Source organism: Chryseobacterium populi (assembly GCF_000282115.1).
In the GTDB taxonomy this organism is placed as follows: Bacteria; Bacteroidota; Bacteroidia; order Flavobacteriales; family Weeksellaceae; genus Chryseobacterium; species Chryseobacterium populi.
Genome location: NZ_AKJY01000016.1, coordinates 1 through 1,299, shown reverse-complemented (window position 1 = coordinate 1,299; position 1,299 = coordinate 1). Strand labels below are relative to the sequence as shown.

Sequence of the window (1,299 nt, the reverse complement as noted above, 5' to 3'; positions counted from 1 at the left end):
ATGCCCGCCATTATGAAAGGATTTTTTGACCGGACATTTCTTCCGGGGATTACTTTTAAAAGTAATAAAGGAGGAATTAGCGAAGGATTATTAAAGGGTAAAACAGCCAGAATAATCACAACCGCAGGAGATTTGTCCATCGATACGTACGAAGAAGTCTACAGGTCAAGCGGACTTGTGCAGTTGCAAAAAGGTATTCTGGAATACTGTGGGGTGTCTTCTATTCAAAACACCTTTATTGGACCGCTTTATGAGTTGAATGAAAAAGATAGAAAAGAATGGATTGAGCAAATAAAGAACCTATCCGCATCGGACACAAAGCAGTAAAGTATACTGTAAAAGGTTGTTTATATATACACTAATTTTATTTACAGATTATGACCTCTTCATTAAACCATATTGTCTCGGAGATACAGCGAAAAGAAAAAGCTATTTCGCTGTCATATCCCAATGTAATTGATGAAGCATACCAGATGACCATATACCTGCAAAAGCTCTTGGTTTCCACAAAAGAGGATGTTATAAAACAATGCTTTAAAACCCATTGGGAAGAAGTCAATTTCTTCCGCAACATTAAGCCATATATCCACTCCAAACTCATTTACTACAATAAGGTGTTTCGGATACAGACAGCTTGTCCTGTCGACAGCTGTAAAATGTACGTCAATTATTTTTCAGAACAATTGCAGGAACTAAAACAGGAATACACGGAACATATCTACAATTCAAATTTCTACAGATATTATCGTTCAGGAAGAACTGACCATGATGAAACCTACTTTAGATTGGGCAACATTAATTTCCATGACGGTCTGAATAGTTTCGTCTTTGAGATTGATCCGCTGTTTTCAACCTACTATGATTACAAGGTAGCTCGGAAATAGCCAACGAATTGCTCTACACCTACATACTTCAAAAAATAAATGATGATGAAATTGCAGATTCTCTTTCTGTAAGGGGTATTCCGTCTGATGGTATTCTTTAGACAGATACCAAAAAATGCCTTGATAGAGCTGATTTATGCACTGCATGCGAATAGTTCCCTTTCCCATGGTAAAATAGGGATCCGAAAGATCAGCCTGATTTTAGAAAAACTATTTCAGATTACTTTAGGTGATCTGCACAATTCTTTCCATAGGATGAAAACCCGTGCCGGCTCCCGAACCACATTTACCAAAAGGGGAAGTCTTCAAATTTTATCAATCATCATTTATTTCCCTGTTGATAGGATGATATAGTTATAAGCAAAAAAAAGTCTCACAGAGTATTCTGTGAGACTTTTTTATAAAAACTGGCGGC

1 protein-coding gene and 1 pseudogene are annotated in these 1,299 nt (G+C 36.9%); both read left to right on the top strand.

The features are described 5' to 3' along the window. Positions 1-327: NAD(P)H-dependent oxidoreductase (locus PMI13_RS06165; protein WP_007841754.1), on the top strand; the 327-nt coding region annotated here is incomplete at its 5' end. Positions 328-377: 50 nt separating this feature from the next. Beyond that, positions 378-1,238: pseudogene (locus PMI13_RS06160) on the top strand (RteC domain-containing protein). Positions 1,239-1,299: the final 61 nt, after the last annotated feature.